This is a genomic window from Paenibacillus sp. FSL R7-0216, assembly GCF_037969915.1.
In the GTDB taxonomy this organism is placed as follows: domain Bacteria; phylum Bacillota; class Bacilli; order Paenibacillales; family Paenibacillaceae; genus Fontibacillus; species Fontibacillus rhizolycopersici.
Genome location: NZ_CP150222.1, coordinates 1,787,589 through 1,808,332, shown reverse-complemented (window position 1 = coordinate 1,808,332; position 20,744 = coordinate 1,787,589). Strand labels below are relative to the sequence as shown.

General features: G+C 49.9%; 22 protein-coding genes, 1 tRNA gene and 1 other annotated feature. Of the genes, 9 read left to right on the top strand and 14 right to left on the bottom strand.

Annotated elements, in window-relative coordinates:
• Positions 1–7: 7 nt before the first annotated feature.
• The gene (locus MKZ15_RS07995) at positions 8–427 is read right to left on the bottom strand and encodes a HepT-like ribonuclease domain-containing protein (RefSeq protein ID WP_339821098.1); all 420 of its coding nucleotides are present in this window, start codon (positions 425–427) and stop codon (positions 8–10) included.
• A 24-nt stretch (positions 428–451) separates the two neighbouring features.
• Complete coding sequence (locus MKZ15_RS07990; protein ID WP_155604990.1) at positions 452–739, bottom strand: Dabb family protein; 288 nt, start codon at positions 737–739, stop codon at positions 452–454.
• Between the two features lie 164 nt (positions 740–903).
• Here MKZ15_RS07990 and MKZ15_RS07985 point away from each other — a divergent pair, with 164 nt between their 5' ends.
• Together MKZ15_RS07985 and MKZ15_RS07980 are read left to right on the top strand one after the other, a co-directional pair.
• Complete coding sequence (locus tag MKZ15_RS07985) at positions 904–1,212, top strand: hypothetical protein (protein WP_193418453.1); 309 nt, start codon at positions 904–906, stop codon at positions 1,210–1,212.
• A 126-nt stretch (positions 1,213–1,338) separates the two neighbouring features.
• Positions 1,339–1,414 (top strand) — tRNA-Ala (locus MKZ15_RS07980).
• 121 nt (positions 1,415–1,535) lie between these two features.
• On the opposite strand, the gene MKZ15_RS07975 is transcribed toward MKZ15_RS07980, so the two are convergent.
• Complete coding sequence (locus MKZ15_RS07975) at positions 1,536–2,243, bottom strand: MerR family DNA-binding transcriptional regulator (protein WP_339821095.1); 708 nt, start codon at positions 2,241–2,243, stop codon at positions 1,536–1,538.
• A 138-nt stretch (positions 2,244–2,381) separates the two neighbouring features.
• On the opposite strand from MKZ15_RS07975, the gene MKZ15_RS07970 reads away from it, so the two are divergent.
• The 3 genes from MKZ15_RS07970 to MKZ15_RS07960 are packed head-to-tail and all read left to right on the top strand — an operon-like array spanning position 2,382 to position 4,009.
• Positions 2,382–2,876, top strand: coding sequence for a DUF6022 family protein (locus MKZ15_RS07970; protein ID WP_339821093.1), 495 nt, complete (start codon positions 2,382–2,384; stop codon positions 2,874–2,876).
• A gap of 21 nt (positions 2,877–2,897) precedes the next feature.
• Positions 2,898–3,536: a streptogramin A O-acetyltransferase Vat(I) gene (vat(I), locus tag MKZ15_RS07965; RefSeq protein ID WP_339821091.1), complete on the top strand. Its 639-nt coding sequence runs from the start codon at positions 2,898–2,900 to the stop codon at positions 3,534–3,536.
• Positions 3,537–3,595: 59 nt separating this feature from the next.
• Complete coding sequence (locus MKZ15_RS07960; RefSeq protein WP_306433124.1) at positions 3,596–4,009, top strand: DoxX family protein; 414 nt, start codon at positions 3,596–3,598, stop codon at positions 4,007–4,009.
• Positions 4,010–4,148: 139 nt separating this feature from the next.
• Here MKZ15_RS07960 and MKZ15_RS07955 read toward each other — a convergent pair whose 3' ends face one another.
• From MKZ15_RS07955 to MKZ15_RS07945, 3 genes are all read right to left on the bottom strand, one after another.
• Entirely contained in the window at positions 4,149–5,057 is a 909-nt protein-coding gene (locus tag MKZ15_RS07955; RefSeq protein ID WP_339821088.1) for a VOC family protein, read from the bottom strand.
• Between the two features lie 620 nt (positions 5,058–5,677).
• Positions 5,678–6,334, bottom strand: coding sequence for a transcriptional regulator (locus MKZ15_RS07950; RefSeq protein ID WP_155604984.1), 657 nt, complete (start codon positions 6,332–6,334; stop codon positions 5,678–5,680).
• Between the two features lie 162 nt (positions 6,335–6,496).
• The gene (locus MKZ15_RS07945) at positions 6,497–7,075 is read right to left on the bottom strand and encodes a TetR/AcrR family transcriptional regulator (RefSeq protein WP_339821086.1); all 579 of its coding nucleotides are present in this window, start codon (positions 7,073–7,075) and stop codon (positions 6,497–6,499) included.
• A gap of 164 nt (positions 7,076–7,239) precedes the next feature.
• On the opposite strand from MKZ15_RS07945, the gene MKZ15_RS07940 reads away from it, so the two are divergent.
• A complete protein-coding gene (locus MKZ15_RS07940) occupies positions 7,240–8,484 on the top strand; it encodes an MFS transporter (protein ID WP_339821084.1) in 1,245 nt (414 codons plus the stop codon).
• Positions 8,485–8,678: 194 nt separating this feature from the next.
• Here MKZ15_RS07940 and MKZ15_RS07935 read toward each other — a convergent pair whose 3' ends face one another.
• The 4 genes from MKZ15_RS07935 to MKZ15_RS07920 form a co-directional block, all read right to left on the bottom strand.
• Positions 8,679–9,791 carry an endospore germination permease gene (locus MKZ15_RS07935; protein WP_339821083.1) on the bottom strand — a complete coding sequence of 371 codons (1,113 nt, stop codon included), beginning with the start codon at positions 9,789–9,791 and terminating at the stop codon, positions 8,679–8,681.
• Between the two features lie 11 nt (positions 9,792–9,802).
• The gene (locus MKZ15_RS07930; protein WP_193418468.1) at positions 9,803–9,973 is read right to left on the bottom strand and encodes a hypothetical protein; all 171 of its coding nucleotides are present in this window, start codon (positions 9,971–9,973) and stop codon (positions 9,803–9,805) included.
• 65 nt (positions 9,974–10,038) lie between these two features.
• A complete protein-coding gene (locus tag MKZ15_RS07925; RefSeq protein WP_193418470.1) occupies positions 10,039–11,256 on the bottom strand; it encodes a Ger(x)C family spore germination protein in 1,218 nt (405 codons plus the stop codon).
• A gap of 20 nt (positions 11,257–11,276) precedes the next feature.
• Entirely contained in the window at positions 11,277–12,704 is a 1,428-nt protein-coding gene (locus tag MKZ15_RS07920) for a spore germination protein (protein WP_339821079.1), read from the bottom strand.
• A gap of 128 nt (positions 12,705–12,832) precedes the next feature.
• Positions 12,833–13,053, top strand: a binding site (T-box leader).
• A 43-nt stretch (positions 13,054–13,096) separates the two neighbouring features.
• On the opposite strand from MKZ15_RS07920, the gene argS reads away from it, so the two are divergent.
• Positions 13,097–14,965, top strand: coding sequence for an arginine--tRNA ligase (argS, locus tag MKZ15_RS07915; protein WP_339821077.1), 1,869 nt, complete (start codon positions 13,097–13,099; stop codon positions 14,963–14,965).
• Between the two features lie 105 nt (positions 14,966–15,070).
• Here argS and MKZ15_RS07910 read toward each other — a convergent pair whose 3' ends face one another.
• From MKZ15_RS07910 to MKZ15_RS07895, 4 genes are read right to left on the bottom strand one after another with little or no spacing between them, the layout of a single operon-like run.
• Positions 15,071–15,865, bottom strand: coding sequence for an ABC transporter permease subunit (locus tag MKZ15_RS07910; RefSeq protein WP_339821075.1), 795 nt, complete (start codon positions 15,863–15,865; stop codon positions 15,071–15,073).
• Positions 15,866–15,903: 38 nt separating this feature from the next.
• Positions 15,904–16,707 carry an ABC transporter permease subunit gene (locus MKZ15_RS07905; protein WP_339821074.1) on the bottom strand — a complete coding sequence of 268 codons (804 nt, stop codon included), beginning with the start codon at positions 16,705–16,707 and terminating at the stop codon, positions 15,904–15,906.
• 5 nt (positions 16,708–16,712) lie between these two features.
• A complete protein-coding gene (locus MKZ15_RS07900; protein ID WP_339821072.1) occupies positions 16,713–17,594 on the bottom strand; it encodes an ABC transporter ATP-binding protein in 882 nt (293 codons plus the stop codon).
• A gap of 34 nt (positions 17,595–17,628) precedes the next feature.
• Positions 17,629–18,243, bottom strand: coding sequence for a TetR/AcrR family transcriptional regulator (locus tag MKZ15_RS07895; protein WP_213621954.1), 615 nt, complete (start codon positions 18,241–18,243; stop codon positions 17,629–17,631).
• A 216-nt stretch (positions 18,244–18,459) separates the two neighbouring features.
• Between MKZ15_RS07895 and MKZ15_RS07890 the strand changes: the two genes are divergently transcribed.
• Positions 18,460–19,839, top strand: a complete 1,380-nt coding sequence (locus tag MKZ15_RS07890; RefSeq protein WP_155604974.1) for an ABC transporter substrate-binding protein — start codon at positions 18,460–18,462, stop codon at positions 19,837–19,839.
• The gene (locus MKZ15_RS07885; RefSeq protein ID WP_193419098.1) at positions 19,836–20,723 is read left to right on the top strand and encodes a sugar ABC transporter permease; all 888 of its coding nucleotides are present in this window, start codon (positions 19,836–19,838) and stop codon (positions 20,721–20,723) included. The genes MKZ15_RS07890 and MKZ15_RS07885 overlap by 4 nt, the downstream gene beginning before the upstream one ends.
• Positions 20,724–20,744: the final 21 nt, after the last annotated feature.

Below are 20,744 nucleotides of genomic sequence, written 5' to 3'. Positions count from 1 at the left end.
AACCGGATCAAACACCTTCCTGATCAAGGTACTTCAGCACTTTTGCCGAGAAATCCTGCAAGACGTCGGGCAGTCGCTCCCTCAACCCGATCACCTCCTGCCGGTCCCAAGCGAAATAATCCTGCACTAGCGGTTTCCGCAGACGAACCAACTCAATCAGCGTGGCATGCAGCGTGGCACCTATCACTTTCTCGTCCAGCAGGATGTCTACGATATCTTCATAACTGCTCGCATCGCGCATGATGAAGCCGTCGATCAAATAGCTGCCCACATCCGTTACGATCTCGATGGCTAAATGCAGCGCTCGTTCTTCGGCATACCGCCCCAACAAGGTCGAAGCGGACAACGCGGATTCATGTAACGCCTGCAGCAATTCCGGTAGCAGCACCAGCCTGCGTTCGATTTGTTCCCGGTTTACATAATACACGGGTATTCCCTCCTCCGGCCCAACCTAGAATTCGAAATCGACCGCAACCTGGCTTTCACGTACCTCGTTCATGTGCTCAATGACTTTTTTATGCTCCGGATGAACCTGGTAACCGTCCAAATCAGCGAGCGAGTCAAAGGTTGCAATTAACGCAATGTCATAGGAACGAGGGGAACGGATCACATCCGTGCCCACCTCCAGGCTTCTCAGTTGCTCCACTTTGCCCTGCAAGCCACGCAGCACCTCAACCGTACGTCCAACACTCTCCGGCGACGCATCTTTCAGTTTGAACAAGACGATATGTTTGATCATGGATGAATCCTCTCCTCACGTAACTTTTCAGTATCTATTTTCAGCATAACATAAAGGATACCCGCCGGAAAGTAAGCCCCACCCGAACTCTATCAAACTATTTTCATATGATATATTGTCTCTTTGACTAGAGATGAAGTCTGATTGAAAAGAGGTGAAATGGATTGACGATCCTGCGTTTTCTGCTGCACGAACCGCTGCGAAGGCGAATTCGCCTGCTGCAAGCCGAGCTTGAGCTGCTGGCCAGCCGGGTGGAGCATCTGGAGCAAGCGCTCGAGGCTGCCTCCTTTCCGGATTCCGATACCCGCCAGCGGATTGAATCCTCGATCGGTCTTCGCATCACGATCGAGACGGCCGGATCCGATATTAACGGCACACTTGTCGCGGTTCGCCCAGATGCATTGGAGTTGATCGATGAATCGGGGCGACAAGTTATCGCACCGACCGCAAAAATCACGGCGATGAAGGTGTAAGCGATAGTGTTATGCCGGGTTCCCTTTCCGGCAACCCTTAGTTGCCGGAAATTGGGGGGCCGCATTTTTTTGCAATGGGATATTGACAGCCCGGCCGCATTTTAATAAAATGAAATAGTCGCTCACGGGGCCTTAGCTCAGCTGGGAGAGCGCATCGCTGGCAGCGATGAGGTCAGGGGTTCGATCCCCCTAGGCTCCACCATACATAAAGTCTAACAGCTCATTTGGAGCTGTTTTTTTATTTATACCACGTGTCAAAAGACGCCTCGGATCCTGATCTCCAATCAGGTTTTCCTGGGGCGTTTTTGTATCTGACTTCCTCACTACGTGCGAAGATCTTCCATTTCAATCACCTCGTACAACCGGCTAAGTGCTTTCACCTGAGCCAGAAGCGTCTTGTTTAAATGAGCGGACATCTGATGGGCATATGTTAAAAACTCCTCGACCTGATGGGAATTTATTCTTTTCAGCGAACGTCTAAGCGCTACGGTTTCCTCCGAATAAACGCAGCTTTGCAACACCTGCATCAACCTGATTTTGAATAGAAGCACCCCGTCGTATAAGCGATATCCGTTCGCGGGATTTCGTTCTACCGTAAGAACCCCTTCCTTTTCCCAATATCGAATCGTTGATTTAGGGACTCCCGTTTTAAGGGAGGCTTCATAAATATTGAAAAGTTGTTCCCGGTCAAATTCTTTAGTTCCGTCGATATAAAGCTCCAATTCGCGTATGAGTCCGGCTAATCTCTCTCTTTTTTCGTAGAGAATGATTTCCTTTTCCCTAACGATCCAGAGTGCGATGTCCCATTCGTTTTTTTGCAGGTGGATGAGTACGGTTGTGGTTACTTCCATTCCAAATGCAACAGACATCGCTTGGATGCATGCCAAATAAGCTTCATGCCACTCTGTATAGATGCGATATCCATTGGCTGAACGCGCAGAAGGAGGGATTAACCCTTTCGCTTCATAATTCCGCAATGTACTGGCGCTGATATGAAACTTATCCGCAGTTTTTCGAGGACGCAAAGTCACGGCTTCACCTCTTAACATTCATAGACTTATAAGGTTTTAAGTTAATCATGCAGTGATTTCAGCACTTAATTATGCTTAACCTTTCAATTTGCTTCTATGTTATACAATGGCTTTAAACAAAACAAGGAGGAGATGTAGATGAACCCGCAAGATCTACCCCTTTTCTACCCCGACATGTCGATCGAGGAGATTGGCGAAGAAGGGAATCGGTATATCGGCACCGTATGGAAGTCTCTTTATGACTCAATGCATGAGGAGCTAACGAAGGCTTTTCTCGAAATCGAGGATGCGGCATATGCGCTATATTTAAACCAACTGATGCCGCCGTTGTTCAATCGCTTAATGGAGACCGGGTTCGAGGTTATAGCCCCTGTGGAAGATGATGATTTCGTCATCGGTCAATGCTTGATTTTCAGAAATTCCCTTGAAAAGTGGGGCTCCGAGGAGAACAGATCGAGAATATTCTGGAACGTTATCCATCGAAAGGGGACGCTTCCCCTCGGGACTTTGTTAACGGAAATTCCCCATTCCCATTTGAAATTCGACATTCCGGAAACTCCGAAGCTTTATACGTTGAGGGAGAGCGTTAAAGATCGTATTTTGCATGGAGTTCGCCACATCAAAGACAAATGAAATCGTTGCGGGAGGAAAATCATGATCACAGGCCCAAACCCTAATGTGAAATATCCGATCCCTGGAAATTCCAATCTGCAGTTTATTAAAAATACCATTACCAAGCCGAATATTATTGCTGGCGAGTACTCTTATTATGAAGCCTCCAACGGGGAAGCGTTCGATGATCAAGTCTTGTACCACTATGAAGTTATCGGAACGAAGTTGATCATCGGCAAGTTTTGCTCCATCGCTCCTGAAGTTCGATTTATGATGGATGGAGGAACCCATCGAATGGATGGATCGACGTACCCTTTTAACCTTTTCGGAAACGGGTGGGAAGCATTTACTCCTACCTTGGAGGATTTGCCGATTAAAGGGGATACGGTGGTCGGCAACGATGTTTGGATCGGCAGACACGCGACCATTATGCCTGGAGTAAAAATTGGCGACGGGGCCATCATTGCCGCCGAATCCGTCGTCGTTAAAGATGTGGACCCCTATACGATCGTCGGCGGCAATCCTGCTAAGGAAATTCGCAAACGCTTTGCGCCTGAAGTCATCCAAGCGTTGCTGGACATCCGATGGTGGGATGCCGACATTCAGGTCATTAATTCCTATATCGGCGCCATCGTCAGCGGGGATATCGAAACGTTAAACAAGATGAAATACGCTCCATAAACTCTACATGAAGGAGGGAAATTCCAATAGCGCCACTTATCGCATTAGTAACGTCCTTCGTGATATTCCGTTCGGTCGGTTTGCTAGGTTGGACCTACTTTGATAGTTGGCACTCCTCGCTGCAAGCCGCAGTCGTTGTCATGTTGTTGCTTGCGGCTTCTGCTCATTGGGGAAAGAGGCGCCAGGATCTCAACCGTATGGTTCCTCCCAGCTTTCCCAACGCCGCTTGGGTGGTATCCGCAACAGGGGTTCTGGAAATCGCGGGGGCTATCGGAATCCTGATTCCCTCCCTTTCTCTCCTTGCCTCCATTTGCTTGGTTTTATTGTTAATCGCCATGTTTCCCGCCAATATTTATGCGGCAAACCAAGGGATAACCATCGGCGGACAGCCCGTACCGAAGTTGGGGGTACGCAGCTTGCTGCAGATTGTATTTATCGCAGCCATCCTCTTATCCTCACCGATCTTTGGGTAGTGAGACGGGGAATGGCTCCGTTAGGAAGAAAGAGGTTGATCCGTAGGGATCAGCCTCTTTCTTGAGATGTACTGTGGGTTCGCAAGCTGCTGTTCAAGGCTTAAAGCTCATAGTAATTACCGCGCCTTTACCATAGCGTTTACTTTCCCTCAAAAGCCCGTTGCAACTCCGCAAGGTCAAACTTCTTCATTTTCAAAAAGGCCTGCGTCACGCGATTGCGTTGCTCCAATGTTCCCTGGTTCATCATCTCGTCCAAGTCGGAAGAAGAGATTTGCCACGAGACGCCGAACCGATCCTTGAGCCAACCGCATTGTTCAGCCTCGGGAACGGCAGAAAGATTTTCCCAATAATGATCGATTTCCTCCTGCGTTTCGCAGTTTACCATGAGAGAAATCGCTTCGTTAAAGTTGAACCCATGGTCATACGCGCTGTCCATCGCTGCGAACCAGGCGTTCTCCAACCTAAAATCAGAGAACATCACCGCCCCCTCTTGGTCCGGTTCTTGGCCGGGGCCATACTTGACGATCGTGCCCGGTTTCGCATTCCGGAATACGGAAAGATACAATCCACGTGCTTCTTCCGCCTTGCCACAGTTATCCCCTATGAACATCATGGACGGAACAATCGCTGGACGCGGCTCCCCCTCCGGATTTGTTAACATCAACTGCCATGTGAACCCATACTTGTCCTGAATCCAGCCATACCACTCGCTGAAAGGGTATCGATCCAACGGCATAAGCGCAGTCCCGCCGTCAGACAGCTTGTTCCACACCTCATCAAGCATCTCTCTGGCGTTAGGGTCTCTGGAGGGGTCGAAATTGACGATGCACGAAATAGAAGGATTCGGTTGGAAGAACGGGCCTGCTGAGATCGCCATAAATGGAAACCCCCAAACCGTGAACGAAACCAACTCCGAATCACCCGAAGGGGTATCGTATATCGTCGTAGCACCCGTGATTCGGGAATCCGGAAATACAGAGCAATAGAACTCCGCCGCTTCTTTCGCCTCTTTGTCGAACCATAGATGCAAGGTGATGGATGAACTCATCTTTTTCCTCCTTTGCATGAATAAGGTTATTCTTCTTCATTCTAGCACAGTTTATTCTCCTTGGCCTATGGTTGCTAGTGGGGCCTGGGGGCCAACGTTTGCTTACGTATGCCTACGTTATCTTACGATTGCTTACGATTGCTTACGATTGCTTACGTTGGCCTCCTTTTACCCCCGGGTGTCTGCGGATGCCAACTATTAAGCCCATCCATCTAGTTCATATGCATCTAGCTCATCCATCTAGCCCATTCTACAATCCGCTAACGCTTGCCACTGATCTTATTTGCTCCAAAAATGGCACTTTACAATTCTAACGCTTACTACAGAGCCTATTCCCCTATTTCACTCCCATTTTTCTCGATTTTCGCGTTAATAGAGTGTCTCATCGTCGCTAGAATTTTTCCGAGACCAAATTTGCCGAGATAACGTGGCTCACAAGCGTTAGAGTTAGCAAGAGGGGGGCAGCTCGCATCAGCGTAGAGTAGCATCACCATTAGAGTAACATCACCATTAGAGTAACACCTGCATTAAAATTAGAGTTAGCATTAGCTTTAGCACCGGAAGTTGAGTTAGAGCTAGCCTTAGCCTAAGATCTCTCCTGCCATCCGTACTCCTTGCCCCTAACGGGCATTCGGAAGCCGGAACGTACGATACCGTTGTCTACCGTCCACGACTTCCAGCATCTTTCGGTCATACATAGCATGTAGAATGGCTCGTGTATGTTGCTTGGATAGAACGAGATGATCCGCAAGCTCTGCCGGAGTAAAGGGACGCAACAGTCGTCTGGCAAACCTCAAGGTTTCAGCTTCTGCCCAATGAAGGTCGGAAGAGGATATGGCATTGGACAGAAACTTGCCGACGAAGGATAGGACCAGCTGCTTGCAGACTCCCGGGTCTTCCCGAATGGATAGATAGGCAATCGGAAGGAACAACCAATCGTCTAGCGCCAGCAGAGCTTGCTTCATACACAAATCCTTAAACCGACCGGCTTCGATATCCCGAGCATGGCTTCGATAATCCTGAATCTCGATACAGCCTTTGGCGTTGCCCGGCCTATAGGCTAAATCGAGGTAGCGGAAGCCATTATTAAAGTCGCGAACCTCATACTCAGGATAGAGATCGTTGAAATTTCCGATGGCGGGATACCAAATGAATCGCAGAAAATCCGTGGTCCCCCGGCTCAATCCCTTTTGCAGAAACTCCCTCCTTCTCGGATTGGTTTCCTCATCGATCTGTCGTTCCAACCACTCCAAATAAACATCATCGAACTCACTCATCATTCACACTCCCTTTCTGAATCAACAAAAAAACCGCCTAGATCCCTCCTTGCTCCAAGAGCAAGTCTGATCCAAGCGGTATGTGCTTCATACCAAAACATTCACTATGGGAAATAATGTATCATAAGGAAGGGAAGTCTTCAAGCAGGACATTTCCCGATTTTATCTCGCGGCAAGTCCCTCCAAACATAACTTCACCAAATTTTCAACGTAGCTTTCATCCAACCCATCGCTGAGGATCAAGAGTCTATAAAAGATCGGTCCATAGATTTGATCCAGGCATAACTCAAGATCGAGTTGGTCCTTCAATTCTCCGCGTCGGATTCCCCGTTCAATAATCTGGCTTGCCTCAATCCGCCGGGGCTGAAAGTACCTAGAGCGATAAGTCTCAGCCAATCCGACATTAACCTGTCCCTCCCCAACCAGTTCCTTAATCACACTTCCTTCCCGGCTGGTCATAAACTGAACCAATCTCGTGACATGGATGATCAGGTCCTGGGATACCGAACCCGTATCTGGTACCGGAATTTTAGCCGTAGATGCCGATAGGAACCCATCCATAACTACTGCAGCTTTGTTGGGCCACCACTTATAGATCGTGGCTTTGCTGACTCCGGCCCGCTCCGCAATTTTCTCCACCGTGACTGATCCAAAGCCTTGTTCCAGCAACAATTCATAGGAAGCCGCAAGAATGGCGTTTTGCGTTTCCAGATTGCGCGGACGTCCTCTTTTGGTGTTCACTTGAACCTACTCCTTTACCGCAAAAAAACTATACGTTCATTATACTAAATATTCATCCTAGATCGAAAATATTTTTATTTACAAAACGATACGTTCAGTTTATTATTTGTTTATCAATAATTAGTGAACGATACGTTCAGTTTATTATTCAAGGAGGAGTTTTTATGATCATGGCGCACCAAACCCCTGAAAGAAAGCCGATTTCAAGCTGGATATTATTCTTGTTAGCCGCCGCTTGCGGACTTATCGTTGCCAATCTATATTATTCTCAAACTTTGATCGGACCGATCAGTGCCGCCACGGGGTTAACATCTGGGGCATCCGGATTCATTGTCACTTTAACGCAAATTGGGTATGTGTTAGGTCTGTTGTTTATCGTTCCGCTCAGCGACATCGTAGAAAACCGTCGTCTTGTGACCCTATTCCTGATCGTAGCGTTCTGCGCCTTGTTGACGGCATCCTTTGCAGTGAGTGCTCCCCTGTTCCTCGCTGCTTCCTTGTTTATCGGTCTGGGATCCGTGGTAGCCCAAATCCTTGTCCCCTATGCGACTTATTTGGCATCTGGACCCAATCAGGGCCGGGTGGTGGGAAATGTCATGAGCGGACTCTTGCTCGGAATCATGTTCGCCCGCCCTGTGGCCAGCTTCATTGCCGGCCTTTGGAAGTGGCAGGCGGTATTCGCCTTGTCTGCCGCAGCTATCGCACTTTTAACGATTGTATTGCACCGGGTACTTCCCGAACGCAAGCCGGAGCCCATCTTAAGTTACGGTAAGTTGATCATTTCTTTGGGAACTCTATTGAAACAAACGCCAATCCTCCGTCGCCGGGCCGCTTATCAAGCTTGTCTGTTTGGCGTTTTCAGTCTCTTTTGGACCGTGGTTCCACTCTATTTGGCGGACGAATTCGGCATGACGCAGCAAGGGATCGCCTGGTTCGCGTTGGCCGGCGTAGGAGGCGCAATTGCCGCACCGATTGCGGGCAGACTCGCAGATAAAGGCTGGACCAAGTTCTTGACGGGATTGGCCATGACCGTTGCCGCCTTCGCTTTTGTTATGACACATCTTGTTCCCGGTCATTCGATGACCTCCCTCGCCCTGCTCGTTGTTGCTGCGATTCTGCTGGACATGGCCGTTTCGGGAAATTTAGTCCTTGGACAGCGGGCAGTATATTCCCTTGGCAATGAAGCCAAGGGACGTCTCAACGGATTATTTATGGCTATCTTTTTCATTGGAGGAGCTGTTGGGTCGTCCGTTGGCGGCTGGTCTTATGCCCGTGGCGGCTGGAGTTTCACCTCCCTGATCGGCGTTATCGTACCACTGCTGGCTCTGGCTTACTTTTTTACTGAGAGTAGAGCCAGCCTCAAGGTGGGCTCCGCTCCTCGCTCCACGGATAGAAGGCCGCAAGAATGACCCAAGTTCCAAATTCGACGTTTAGGAGAGTGGCTGTACTCCAGAGTAGCTAATCATGCCGTTCGACAACAAGAGTCGTACCTCTTGCACACAAGCCTTCGTCTCTTTAACAGAGACGGAGGTTTATTTTTATTTTACGAAGAAGGGAATCCCATACGTTTGTTATTCACGTAAGTTGCTCCATCCACTCCCCCCTATCGTTCCTCCGGCACATTCCCTTCATATGACCTTAGCCTCACTTTCCCTATGATCCAAAATAGAATCGGAAGTGCGATTCCGAAGATCATGGCGTACATTGGCCAAACCTGCATAAACTCGATCAGAAAGGCCATATTGGGCCAGATCATGCCGGAGAAAACGATGGCGATCAGTACCAGCGGAATAATCAACGTATCCTTGCTCCTTAATGCGAAGGCTTCGGACAGTCCTTGAATGGATACCTGCAACAAAAAAACCAGGCGGAAAAAGATCGAAGTGTACCAAAAAATCGTAATTACAATCTCGAATCGTTGAAAAAAATCGCCGATCGCGATCGTTCGTACCACGAAATAACTGGCAAACGTCAAATTGGCCATGACCCCCTCGCTGAGCGCCGCCGTGGTTATTAGCATCATAAGCAAGTACATGGTGCCGCTAAGGGCGGAACCCAAACAGACCGCCTTTCTCCAATTTACGGATTCGGGAATATGCGGAACTAGAAATAGAAACAAGACGGTTTCCAAGTAAGGAAAAGCTAACAACGGGAAGGAGCCTAGCAGTATCGGCTTCCAGCCATACTCCAGGAAAGGGGCTAGATTATGCCAATGGGTCTCGGACAACAGCGAGAGGGCAACCAACAAAAAAATCGCAGGCAGGAACAAGAATAAAATTTCCGAACTACGACCAATCGTTGGCACTCCCGACCTTAGGGCAAATACGACAGCAACAAGCATCAGCGCCAACAGAACGTAAGGAGGCGTTAACGGCATAACTGACGTCGTGATAAAATCGCTTAAATTTCGCAACGTGAAAATAAAGATTAAGTAAGGAAACAGAAAAACAAACAAGATCGACAGTACGGAGCCCGAGGTGTTGCCGAACAAACGACGAAGGTATTGGACAAATGAGTTCCCTCGCATTTGCCCGGTAAGTGCCGTCAGCAACGGGACGAGCAGATATTGAATACCTATGGCCACCACGACGCAGAGCCATGCATCGTGTCCCGCAACTGTGGCAAGACCCGATGGAATGAGGAGATAAGCGCTACCGATTTGATACATCGCCATCCACAATGCAAATTGCCGTACGGTTAAACCACGGTTGTTCATTCCGATACCCCTCAAGATAATAAATTGGCGAGCAGCTTGCCTGCCGGTCCGAATAAGGCTTGAATCGCCAGCGTTGGTGACGGAACTTGAATGTTAAGCAATTGAAGAACCAGGAGGACGATGCCTACACACAGGAATGCCGCATGCACCACGATGTCCTTGAAATATTTTTTACGGTACATCCTACGGTATTCCCAGATCGATATAGCCACAGACGCGAATAAAATGGCGTAAAGCACGTTTTTCCTCACTCCTGTTTATTCTGCTTCATCCCGAAGGGACTGATGATTTTCCCGTTTCGCTGTATTTCCATATTCACGCTCACGGTAACATCCATTTCTTGAAACCGCCTGTCCCAATCGCCTTTCCATTCGTGCCATTTTGCCGGATAAGCCCGATGAAAAGCTTCGCCGAACCCAAAGATGTCCGCGCCCAGCGATTGCGCTTTCTGTATTCCAAGATTTAAGGTGTCCACAAACTGGTCTGCAGCTAGTTTCTGTAGCTTCAACAGGTCATCTTCTTTCTTGAGATCGATGTTATTGCAGCCCATCTCGTGAATATTGCTGACGATTTTGATCGAAGCCTCAAGGACCGGATTGTCGTTGACGACCCTTGGTTGAAGATTCGCGTTCGCATCAATGATTTCCAGCGTATATTGGAAGTTCGAATCCGGACAATCGATTTTATTAACACTGCTGACCACATGATTCGTCAAATAGTTATAGGCTCGACTTTCCGATTCATTCATCCACCCAACCAGGTGATCCTCCTGAAAAACACCTATGCCGCTATAATAATAGTTCGCATGCTGCGTGGATTTCTTTACATTATCCATCGTTTGCGCCCTATCGATCTGACTGCCCAGCTGTAATCCGGTAATAACAGGTTCGATCCCGTCCTTGCTTAAACTCTCCAGGAAATCCTTAGCCCGGCTGTATACTGTCGGGGCCCAGCTTTTGTAGGACAACTTTAATGCCTTATGCATATCCAGGGCAGGAAGAAGTTCCGTGGAGGTCACGAAGGATAACGCGTCTTTTGCCGTATGGTCCCTGACAATAACCAGGTCAAAGACAGGCCGTATTTCATAGTCGCGCAGCAGCCAGTCCATCGGCTCATTAATCCCTTGCTTGGCCGTGGCCTCATCCAAGAACAAAATTTGCAGATGGGACGTATATAATTTCCGTGATGACATGCCCGCCGTTTTTCGCAAGGCCTCACTGATGGATTCCGCACGTACCGAAAGTATGGACGTAGGCGTACGATCGGACGATCGGGTCCGTGACATCTGATTGGGATCAACGACCTGGAAGCTGACCTCATAATGGTGATCATCCATTTTATCGATCCCGATGGCTAACACGATAGAGAGTTCATTTAATTCATTGTGGTTCCAACAACCTGAGAGCAGCACGATCAACGCGAGGGATATGGGGAAGAGAACAAATCGTTTTCCCTGACGACACACGGGGATCATCTCCTTGGTTTCTACGGTCCTTTGGTTCCAGAATGATAGGGGAAACGGAGAATGGCATCCGCTTGCTTTCGCGACTTGAAGGGGGCGAAGGGCGATAAATAAGGAATGCCAAAGGAGTGGAGCCCGCTTAAATGCACGACAAGCATGATAAAAGCGACAGTCAACCCATAAATTCCAAGAGTTGATGCGATCGCCATGAACCCGAAACGCAGCATCCGGATCGGGATCGACATGGAATACGACGGAATGGCGAAACTGGAAATCGCAGTTATTGCAACCACAACAACCATGACGGTAGAAACGATGCCCGCTTCGACTGCGGCTTGTCCAATCACGATCGAACCGACGATGGACACGGCTTGTCCAATCGTTCTCGGCATCCGTAGCCCGGCTTCCCGCAAGATTTCAAACACCACTTCCATGATCAGCGCTTCGAGGAAGGCCGGAAACGGGACCCCTTCACGTTGTGCCATCAAATTCAATAACAACACCGTAGGAATTAAATCCTGATGATAGGTAGTCAACGCGATATACAGGGCAGGAGCTAATAAGCAAATCAACAGGCATAAATAGCGCAGTAACCGGGTAACGCTCCCGTATAGATACGATTGATAATTATCCTCGGCGGATTGAAGAAAATCGACGAACAAGGTTGGTGCTAGGAGAACGAATGGGGTTCCGTCAATAAAGAGGGCAATTCGGCCTTCCAATACACCCGCCGCGATCGTATCAGGACGATCCGTGTTGTACATCATAGGGAAAATCGTAAGCGTATTGTCCTTGTTCAGCGTTTCCTCGATGTACTCGCCCTCCAGAACACGATCAACCCGGAGGTTGCTCAGTCTATTAATAAGTTCACTCACGAGCTGTTGATCCGCTAATCCGTGCATGTACATAAGAGCTAAATCCGTTTTGGTTTTACCGCCTGCCTGAATCGAATGTACGCGAACCCTTGCATCCTTCACCCTGTGACGTACCAAGGAGGTATTCGTGCGTATCGCCTCCGTAAATGAGTCCTGAGGCCCTCGGATAATCGGATGCGCCTTCGATTCGGCAATCGCACGTTCCTCTAACCCGGGAACCGAAACTAGCACGCCTTCGGCATACCCATCGATGAGGATCAATGCTTGGCCAGATAACAATCCGTCACACGTATCCTCATAAGTGGTCACTGAGCTAAGGCTACCTACGTTTAAGACCGTATCCTTGAGCCGTGATGGCGTCGCCTTCTCGTCGGAAGAGGCTTCCAGAATCGGACGTATCACATCCTGTTGCAAGCGTTGACTGTCGATTAACCCTTCGATATAAACTATAGCGACTTGCGTATGCCCGGATGGCAAAAGCTGGCGAAACACAACATCCGAACTGTTACCAAGAAGTTCACGAAGTCCTTCCAGGTTTTTTTGCAACGTTTCGAAGAACTCGACCGTTTGATGCATGTTCGCTAGCCCCTTTGTTCTGGTGAAGTAGTAAAAGTATTACCATTTTTTTCATCTCCTACTCGGGCCGGAAGGAGCATTCGAGGGTTGACTTTCGGAAAATGCCGGATATACTATTACAAAATAACCCAAATTCGACGATTGGGAGAGTAGCTGTTGGTTCTAGTCCTAGCGAGCCGGGAGGGTGGAAGCCGGTACAGGGCATACAGCGAAGCGGACCCATGAGAATGGTTGCTGAACGTATACGAGGTAGGCAACCACGGCAAACAGGCCGTTATCCCTAGAGTGGTTAAACATGGAGTTTAACAACAAGAGTGGTACCGCGAGCGCGCAAGCCTTCGTCTCTTTGAATGAGACGGAGGCTTATTTTATTTCCTATGGAGGGGAATCCCATGAACAGTAGGTGGATGAAAAAACACATTGAAGCATCCGTGCAGCGCGTTTCAGCAAGGCTTGGGCATATCTCCGATGAGCTTCCGAATGTTGTCATCGAGCGCCCCGCTCGTCCGGAACACGGTGATTATTCGACGAACATCGCGATGCAACTGGCCCGGACGCTGCGTCTGCCGCCGCTGCAAATCGCTGCGCTTCTGAAAAACGAGCTGGAGGAGTCGGGCCGGATAGAAGGTCTGTTGCACCGGATCGAAACCGCACCGCCGGGGTTTCTGAACTTCCATATCGATTGGAACGTATGGGTTCGCAAGGACTTTCGCCTCTCAGATGCGGGCGGAGGAAAAGTCGTTATTGAGCATACCTCCATCAATCCGAACAAATCGGCTCACATCGGTCACCTGAGGAACGCCTGTATCGGTGACTCGTTGGCACGATTGTTGAAAAAAGCCGGGTATCGGGTTGAGGTTCATAATTATATTGACGATTTGGGTAATCAATTAGCCGATACCGTCGTGGGGCTGCTGAACGTCAATCATCAAGCGGAGCATCTGAGGTTCGGCGATTACTGCTGGGAACTTTATGCTCGTACAAACAAGGAATACGAGCAAAATCCCGCGCTTCTGAAGCAAAGAACTCGAGTGCTACGGGCGTTGGAAGACGGGGACGGAAATGTGGCTTGGATCGGTATACTTACGGCGGAGCGCATCGTTTGTGAGCATCTGGAAGAAATGAAGTCTTTCGGGATTGATTACGACTTGCTGGTGTGGGAGAGCCGTATCGTCCGGGAAGGGTTTTGGGATTCGGCCTTTCGGTTGCTTCAGCAAACCGAGCAGTTTCAAAGGGAAACGTCCGGGAAGCTGGAAGGCTGCTGGGTGCTGAAACAGCCGGTGCCCGATTCAGAAGCGGAGCCCGATACCGAACATCAAGCCGATAAGGTTCTCGTTCGGTCTAATGGAATTTTGACCTACACAGCCAAGGATATCGCGTACCATCTCTGGAAGTTCGGTTTGCTGACGAACGATTTTCGGTATAAAGGGTTTGCGGATGGGCTATGGTCCACGCATGCAGAAGGGATCGCCGCCGATTACGGCAAAGCAGACCTCGTGGTGAACGTGATCGACCGCAGGCAGGAGTACCCGCAGGCGATGGTAAAGCAAGCACTGGAGGTCCTGGGATTTGAAGCTTCGGCGAAGAACCTGCGCCACGTCGGCTATGGCGTTGTTTCACTAAGCCCTGGTGCGGCAAGGGATTTGAGTATCGACACCTCCGACGGCAAAACCGCATACGCCATGTCCGGACGACAAGGAATCGGTATCAAAGTGTCCGATTTGCTGTGCCTCATGGAAGCGCAAATCGAAAGCAAGCGCTCCGATCCCGAGGGGTTGTCCAGCCGCTTGATCGCGGCTGCAGCAATCCGTTACTACTTACTGCGGTTCGCATTACCTACCGAAGTGGTGTTTGATATTCAACAGGCTACGGAGACGACAGGCAATACCGGCGTATATCTGATGTACGCCCATGCCAGAGCCGCTGGCATCCTGACCAAAGCCCAAGCAAACGGGCTCCTGCGAAGGGAGTCGCTCCCGGAAGACTTCACCCCGTTGGAACGGGCTGAACATGCCTTGCTTAGGCAGATCGCGGCTTGGCCGGATACGCTGAGTGCGGCTTGCGAGGAACTGTCCCCTACGCCGATCTGCCATTTTGCCTATGAGCTCGCCACCTTGTTTAATCATTTTTATACGGCTTGTCCAATTCTGAAGGCCGAGCCGAATCGGCAACCGTTCCGGCTATGGCTCACTGCCAATTTTAAGAATACAATTGCCGATGTACTGGATGTGATAGGGTTGCCGGCCCCGGATCGCATGTAAACGGCAAGAACATCGGCGAAACGGACCAACCGATCCCGAAGCGGCGCGGCCGATTATCCGGCCGCGCCGCTTCATGGGCAGAGGTCTGCCTCTGCCGTGCAACGTTTAAACGTTTAATTCTCTTTTGCGATATGCCGAATAAGTGGCAAAGACCAGCACCGCCACCAAAATGACGGATAGAGCGGCAATCCCTGCATGAATCCCTTCTCCCTTTACGATGCGTTCATAGCTGAAGTACTTAAAGGGAGAGAGCACGTTTAAAGCATCCAGTTCGTCTGTCAAGTCGGTGATTTTGGAAATGACGAAGCATCCCAGCAGGATCCCTGTGGCAATGGAGCCCGCAGTTTTAGGCCGTTTCAACAAGGCTGAAAGTGCCGTTCCCATCGATAGGAAGATGAACTGAACCAGCAACAAGCTGGTCATGAATTGCAGGATTTCCCCTGTGATGGCCTCTCCTTTATTGTAGGCGGAGACCATCACGAGCGAGGAGACCAGGGTGACGAGATTCAGAATCACCACTTGGACCAAAGCGGCCAGCAGTTTGGCCGTAATGACGTTTCCCCGCGACACCGGCTTCGCCATAAGGAATTCGACCGTTTTATCCCGTTCCTCTTTGGCGATGATCCCGCTCCCCAGCAGCACCGCATGAATAGCCACTGTCAGCTCGATATACAAAAATAACATGGCAAAGAATCCGCTCATTTGCGTGACATCAAACGACCCGATTCCAAGCAACGCCTTCATCGTTTGCGGTAAGGCATCAAATACCTCGCTGCTCGCGCCGCCGGCAGAATAGGCCGAATACTTGCTCATCCCGCTGACGACCAGCAAGAACAGGCACACGCCCCAGATGATCAGGCCCTTCCGGTGCGCCTTGAGTTCCCTTCTGAATATATTCATCGCAACTCCTCCGTTCGATCGAGTCCAAAGCGCAGTTTTTAGCTGACGGCATGGATATCTTTTTTCAGGTATACCGCGTAACTCAACGCCATCGCAACCACAACAATAACGGAGCCGGCGATTAGGTAAGGCGTCTCGTAACCGGCATGGGCCAGAATGTAGGAAGGCTCGAAATATTTAAAGGGCGAGACAAAACGTAAAACCTCTTTGTCCTCCCCGGTCGCGAGCAAGGCGCCAATCAAATATAATCCGAACACAACGCCCAGCGATAACGGAAGGACGCTCCGGAGTTTGGTAAAAAACACGGAGGACGCCATGCCGATCGCCAGGAACATGAGCTGAACAAAAAGTAGAGTCAAATTGATCATCAAAAATAGCTTTTGGCTGAAATCCTCTATTTTGACTCCGTTAGCGATAAGCGACGTTGCCGCGTAGAAGACGATATCCATCGCCGCCAAGATCAGCAAAGCTGCCAACAGTTTGGAGTTGACGACTTGCGCTCGCGACACGGGTTTGACCAGTAGAAAATCCGCTGTTCTCTCCCTCGACTCCTTGGTCAGAATCGATACACCAAGGTTCATTGCCTGGATCGCACCACATAAAGCGATAAAGGAGAAAATCATGGAATATAGCCCCAAGATCGAGGTGACCGTATCCAAATCAATGCCCAGCATGGCCTGAACGGATTCCGGGTAACTGCCGAGCAGCTTTTTGAAATCCAACGCATCGCTCGCTACGCTGGGATAAATGGACAAGTAGAGCGCAGCCAAGGCGATCATTGCGCAGGTCCAAACAATCGCCGATTTCCTCATTGATTTCAGTTCATGCAGTACCATATTCATGGCAGCTATTCCTCCTTCACATAGTAATGCATGAAGATTTCCTCCAAATCAGGCTCCACGATAGAGATGTTGGTCAGTTCAACCTCGGCAATTCTTTGCATCATCGCGTTAAGGTTGCCTTTGAAGATGAAGCTGGCCGCAGAGCTTTTCAACTCAAGATTACTGACACCGTCCATTTGGAAAGCAGTCGGATCGATCGCGAACTTTGCCTCCAAGCTAACTTTCTTGTAACTGTTGTCCTGCAGGTCGCTTATCTTCTCTTGTTTGATGATCCGCCCTTCCTTAATGAAGGCGACGCGGCTGCACATCTTCTGCACTTCACTGAGGATATGGGACGAGAAAAATACGGTCGCCCCTTTCCGGTACTCCTCCGCGACCAGTTCAAAAAAGGTCTGCTGCATCAGCGGATCCAGCCCGCTGGTTGGCTCGTCGAGAATAATGAGTTTCGGCTCATGAAGCAGCCCCTGCACAATTCCAACCTTCTTTTTATTCCCGAAGGATAGGTCGTCGATTTTCTTCTTCAGATCCAAGTCCATTCGCTCTGCCAGTTCCTTGATTCGTTTAGTGCAATCCTTCTTGTAAAAGCTTGCGGAATAGTTGAGTAAGTCGATCACGCGCATGCCATCATAATAAAAGACTTCCGAAGGCAGATATCCGAGCTCCCTGCGGATCTCGGGGTGTTGAATGCAGCTCTTGCCAAACAGGGTTGCACTGCCGCTTGTCGGGTAAATGAGTCCTAACAGTGTCCGAATCGTCGTCGACTTCCCAGCCCCATTGGGACCGATAAAGCCGAAGATCTCCCCCTCTTCTACCTGCAGGTTTACGTCGGTAATGCCTCTCGAATTCCCATATTTCTTTGTGAGGTTTTTCACTTCAATCACGCTCATGGTACGCCCTCCTTCTCGAATAAACCGCCGCCACTTACAAATACTCCGGCCGATAAAACTGCGCTTTCAGCATGTCGATGCTACGGAAAAACTCCCTTGCAATGACCTCGATATCTATTTTGTTCCCCCTGGACATCTGACTGGTAAACCCCTCCGCCATCCAGGTCAGCATGTTCATGAGAAGCTGCAGATCGATACCTTCCTTAAACTTCGATTCATCCACACCGGACAAGGCGATCCGATTCCGGATGTCCTCCCCTTTGGCCAAAATCGCCGTAATGTCCTGCCGCACTTCCTCATTCGTTTCGAAATACACACTGGTCAAAAAAGACAGCACTGCCGCATGCCTCCCGATTACAGACACTTTAATGTTCGTGGCTTGCTTAATCCTTTCGAAGAAATCCGTCAGTGTTTCATCGAACTTCGCATTGATTTCGTTCATCACTAAATCGCTGCAGTAGTTGATCAAATAGAGATACAACGCTTTCTTCGTGCCGAAATAATGGAAGACCATCGCCTTAGAAATCCCGGCCTCCGCGGCGATGTCGTTCATCGACGTCTTCTTGTACCCGTTGGTACCGAAACACGCTAAAGCCGCATCGATAATGCCATGTTGTTTTTCCAAGGGCAAACTCCAAAATTTCTCCATATCTTCACCTCCCGTGCACCATAAACCGAATCGGTCGATAAGATCATACTGCCATAAACCGATTCGGTCAATAGTTTTTCGAGGCGATTCCTGAATAAATCTTTCTATCGATAAGTATGTTTTACTGGAAGGCATGAAAGCGGATACAACGTAATGTCTTTCACAACCTGAGAGGAGCCAAACCCAAAGAGGATACGAAAACAGGGAGGGAACAACATGTCATTCATGAAAAAGAGAAGTTGGGCCATCGCTTCCGTTTTGTTGTGCACGGCCTTGGGCGGGACACTGCTAGCCGGGTGTTCCGGGTCCGGTGACAAGTCGGGCAGTTCCGGAAAAACAACGATTACCGTGACGTACCGGGATGACGGAGCCGGAGAGAAAGGCTCGCTGTATCGTTGGCTAACGGAAATTGCCGCTGATTATCCAAATAAGGAGGTCGAGATCAAACCGGCGCCGATCCAAGCATCGGAAGGTGATTATTTTGCCAAGATTGCCTTGGCCTTAAAGTCCAAAGATACTGCGCCGGATATCGTAACAGAGGATACGTTTATCCTCAATTCCGACGCCAGTGCCGGCTATCTGGAACCGCTGGACGAACGGTTGAAGGGCTGGGAGGACTGGACGAACGGTTCGTTCATCGAGGCGATGAAGAAGGGCGTAACCGCCAGCGACGGCAAGGTGTACGGAGTACCGTATAATACCGACTCACGCGGGCTTTGGTACAACAAGCAAATCTTCAAGCAGGTGGGCCTCCCCGAGGATTGGACACCGAAGAACTGGGAGGAAGTGCTTGATGCGGCTCGCACAGTGAAGGAGAAGGCGCCGGACATCGTTCCAATCTGGATGAACATGGGAAAGGCGACCGGGGAAGCCACGTCCATGCAAACGTACGAAATGCTCTTGTATGGTACGGGCGAACGGCTGTATGACGATGCAAGCGGCAAATGGATCATTCAAAGCCAAGGGATCTTGGATGCGTTAGGGTTTGTTGAAACCGTGAACAAGGAGAAGCTTGGACCTCCGCTCTCCAAAGTCCTGAACGGGCAGGCCGGCAACACCGCTTCCCGCGAATATTTGCCACAGGGCAAGCTAGCCATCTCCCTCGACGGCTCCTGGATCACGGGAAACTATCTTGATTCCGGAGCATCCCCTTGGCCGGAATACAAGGATGTGTTAGGCTTTGCCCCCATGCCAACCAGCCAAGGCCAGGCACCGGGTTCCATCACCCTTGCCGGAGGCTGGGCCTTGTCCATTCCAAGCAACGCCAAGCATAAAGACGAAGCCTGGGAGTTTATCAAATATGCGCTAAATAAGGAAAACAGCCAAAAGCTGGTTACCGCTTCGGGTAATATTACCGTCCGGGCCGATGTCGCCAAGGATCCGGGGTACACAAAAATGCCGTTTAACGAGATCGCTACGGAATACTTACAGAACGCCGAGTTCCGCCCGGCGCAGGACAAATACCCGGAGGTATCGACGCAAATCCAAACGATGGTTGAGTCGGTTGCCACAGGTACTTCCCCTTCGGATGCAGCCCAAAAGTATGCCCAGGACGTGACCCGCATCGTAGGTGAGAACGGAGTCATCCAAAAATGAGCAGCATGGCGGCGGAAGGTTACTCCAGAAAACGAAATTCGTACGCATGGCTGTATTTCATGCTCCCTTCGATTGCAATCATGCTGGTATTTTTTATCTATCCGGTCTTTCTGACCTTCTTTTACTCGTTTACGAACCTCGCCTTAACGGGGGAATCCGCCAGAGAACTGAAATTCGTCGGTTTCGACAACTATCTCCACATGTTCAAAGACCCGACGGTTAAGATCAGCATATGGAATACGCTCGTCTTTCTGTTTGGCTCGGCGGTCATCGGGCAGCAGGTGCTGGGCTTTCTCATCGCCCTGCTTATGAAGCATAAGAATAAGACGTTCCGCCGGGTCATCGGCACGATTGTCCTGGCCGGTTGGGTCACCCCGGAGATCGTCTGCGCATTGTGCTTGTACAGCTTCTTCGGTGACGAAGGCACGCTGAACTCGATCATCACCTCGCTGGGAATTCCAGCCGTTACTTGGCTGTATACCGTTCCGATGCTGACCATCATCCTCGCCAACATTTGGCACGGCACGGCCTTCTCGATGCTGGTCTTTCAAGCGGCGTTGGACGATGTACCAAGCGAGGTGGAAGAAGCCGCGGTTGTTGACGGCGCCTCACGGTGGCAGGTCCTGACTCGGATCATTATCCCCTACATCAAGGAGACCTTTACCACCAACATGATGCTGGTCACGCTGCAGACATTGGGCGTCTTCGGGTTAATCTACGCCATGACCGGCGGGGGGCCGGGTACATCCACGACCACGCTGCCAATCTTTATGTACAACCAAGCCTTCGTGAACTATCAACTCGGGTACGGCACCGCGATCTCCTTACTGCTTCTGTTAATCGGGATCGTGCTCAGCTTGTTCTATACCCGCTCGTTGAAATAGTCCAAGTGCAAGGAGACTTCG